Below are 2,078 nucleotides of genomic sequence, written 5' to 3'. Positions count from 1 at the left end.
GCTCGGTTAACGCGAGTTACAGAATCTACTACGTTAACGGTGAGCGTGACGACAGTATTTGCCGCCAAGTGGTTGGTGAACCTATCCCAGTAATAAAATTCTATTAATCCAAATGTGAATTATTGCAAGGGAAATAAAAGCATTGAAACAGGCGGAAATTCTTTCCCACCGAACAACGAGCCTACGGCAAGAGCGTTGAAACCATGCAAAGCAGCGCTCTTGTTGAAAACGTGGGACTGATATTTTAATTGGTCTACCCTGATTTTTCCTTCCCTTCCAAGTTCGCGCGTGGTAACTGTGGTCTAATGCCACGCTTACGTAGAGCCGCTCTTAGTTCTTTAGAATCGTAACCTTTATCCGCTGCCAGCACTTTGACTCGTTTGCGAGGTCTACCAGGGTAATGAGTTTTGACTTTAATCCTGTTTAATAGCGGCAATACTTGCTGACGTTCACTACCGTTTGCTGGAGTAGTGCGATTAGCTAAAGGCATACCATTACCATCAGTTAATGTATGAATTAAAATTCCTTTACCTTTATAACCATAGGCAACACCATCACCACCCCCTTTTCCAGGGGGATACTGGCCCGTCTACCGCGCCATAACTCCAGTTAATTAATCCTTTCTCTGACGCGATTCCTAATATTCGCATTTTGCAATAGTTCTAATGTTCCATCTGCTTGCCAGCGCTTTAGCCATCGATGGGCTGAACTTTTTGATGCCCAGATTTCACGAGTTCGGAATATCACACCAACGGCAACCAGTTATTAGTATGTATAGCTGCGTATTCAACACTTTACGAAACGGTACGTGTGGCATCCCACGCCCTCTTTTCTCTAGTGGGTACGGTAGTAAATCTGCAAATAGTTTCCATTCCAGATCGCTTAATCCTTCAAATCTACCTGCCATTTTGTATTTTTTTATTCTGTTTCAGCTTTTCACTGATTCTAGCTCATACTTTCGGTGTTAGTGGGATAAGTTCATACAAAGACAACTGCTGGGTACGCCTGTGTAGCTGGAGGTGATACTCCAAATCGAGTGCAGTTCAGAAGGGGTAATCTTATAGAACCCATTTGACATCTATTAAGGAGTTGAAGGAGAGTTAGAGAAAAAGCGCTAGCCCGCAGCCATGACGTACTCTAGCAGCCTAACAGACGAAGAGTGGGAAATCCTTGAACCCTTACTGCCTCAAATATTGCCAAAGAAGAAACAGACCAGACCCTCCAACTGGACAAAAAGAGAACTATTAGATGGCATCAGAGATCAACTCAAGAATGGTTGCAATTGGCAAGACTTGCCTGATGAAGACCTTCCGCCTTACAAGGGCGGTCTATTGGCATTACAAGCAATGGCGTGCAGAAGGGACGATTGAAACACTGATGGGTATTTTACATAGTCAAGTACGCTCGTCAGGTGAAAAAAAAGCCAAGTGGACAACGTTGATAATTATAGATTCACAAGCGGTGAAAAATACCTGCAATGCTAATCTTGATTCTAAAGGCTTTTGCCATTACAAAGGTGTCAAGGGGAGCAAACGCCATTTAGCTGTGGATACGCTTATTTTTCCGTTTTTTACTGACTGTACCCAAGCTCATGTGTCCGATGACCAGGGCTTAATCCAAATGTTGAGTCCTAACCTCGATTATTTCCGTGCCAAGCGTGTCAACCCATGCGAAGATTACCATCCTGCTTGATAATGGCTATCACCCCGATAAAATTACTTTAGCTTTGCAAAAACTCTACCCTCAGATCCTGACTAAGATCCGTTTTGAACTAGCCCCTAAGCCAACCAAGTCCCAAAAAGCTGCTCAAGGGAAAACAGGATTTGTAGTGGTAGCAACTCGGTGGGTAATTGAGCGGTCTAATGCTTGGATGGAACGTTGTAAAAGTTTAGTCAAAAACTTTGAACGCACTCTAGACCATGCCACAGCAAAGCTCAAGAGCGTGTTTCATCAGGCTGATGCTTAAAAGGTTGGCACCCAATTAAATGTCAAATGGGTTCTATAGCGTGTAATTCAATTCTTAAGCTAAAGAACACTTAACCCAACAGCACAACGGGCGGTCAAAGTTCTGCTATTGG

Annotated in this window: 5 protein-coding genes; 3 read left to right on the top strand and 2 right to left on the bottom strand. The window is 43.6% G+C overall.

Annotation, left to right across the window (positions count from 1 at the left end):
* Positions 1-253 precede the first annotated feature (253 nt).
* Both C7B70_RS25790 and C7B70_RS27470 read right to left on the bottom strand, forming a co-directional pair.
* Entirely contained in the window at positions 254-517 is a 264-nt protein-coding gene (locus C7B70_RS25790) for a transposase (protein ID WP_255409390.1), read from the bottom strand.
* 210 nt (positions 518-727) lie between these two features.
* Positions 728-907, bottom strand: coding sequence for a transposase (locus tag C7B70_RS27470; protein ID WP_199192590.1), 180 nt, complete (start codon positions 905-907; stop codon positions 728-730).
* A 220-nt stretch (positions 908-1,127) separates the two neighbouring features.
* On the opposite strand from C7B70_RS27470, the gene C7B70_RS25780 reads away from it, so the two are divergent.
* From C7B70_RS25780 to C7B70_RS28200, 3 genes are read left to right on the top strand one after another with little or no spacing between them, the layout of a single operon-like run.
* Positions 1,128-1,370: a transposase gene (locus C7B70_RS25780; RefSeq protein ID WP_199192589.1), complete on the top strand. Its 243-nt coding sequence runs from the start codon at positions 1,128-1,130 to the stop codon at positions 1,368-1,370.
* Complete coding sequence (locus C7B70_RS29030; RefSeq protein WP_339376710.1) at positions 1,273-1,692, top strand: transposase; 420 nt, start codon at positions 1,273-1,275, stop codon at positions 1,690-1,692. The genes C7B70_RS25780 and C7B70_RS29030 overlap by 98 nt, the downstream gene beginning before the upstream one ends.
* Positions 1,658-1,966, top strand: coding sequence for a transposase (locus C7B70_RS28200; protein ID WP_233221175.1), 309 nt, complete (start codon positions 1,658-1,660; stop codon positions 1,964-1,966). Before C7B70_RS29030 ends, C7B70_RS28200 begins: the two co-directional genes overlap by 35 nt.
* Positions 1,967-2,078 lie beyond the last annotated feature (112 nt).

Origin of the sequence: Chlorogloea sp. CCALA 695 (genome assembly GCF_003003885.1) — a bacterium.
In the GTDB taxonomy this organism is placed as follows: domain Bacteria; phylum Cyanobacteriota; class Cyanobacteriia; order Cyanobacteriales; family Chroococcidiopsidaceae; genus Aliterella.
The sequence above is the reverse complement of the archived record's forward strand: the minus strand, read 5'-3'. Positions and strand labels throughout refer to the sequence as shown.

What these genes read in the sequence shown, in the direction of transcription:
- C7B70_RS29030 (WP_339376710.1), top strand. Translation starts at nt 1,273, where the DNA reads ATGGTTGCAATTGGCAAGACTTGCCTGATGAAGACCTTCCGCCTTACA.
- C7B70_RS25780 (WP_199192589.1), top strand. Translation starts at nt 1,128, where the DNA reads ATGACGTACTCTAGCAGCCTAACAGACGAAGAGTGGGAAATCCTTGAA.
- C7B70_RS27470 (WP_199192590.1), bottom strand. Translation starts at nt 907, where the DNA reads ATGGCAGGTAGATTTGAAGGATTAAGCGATCTGGAATGGAAACTATTT.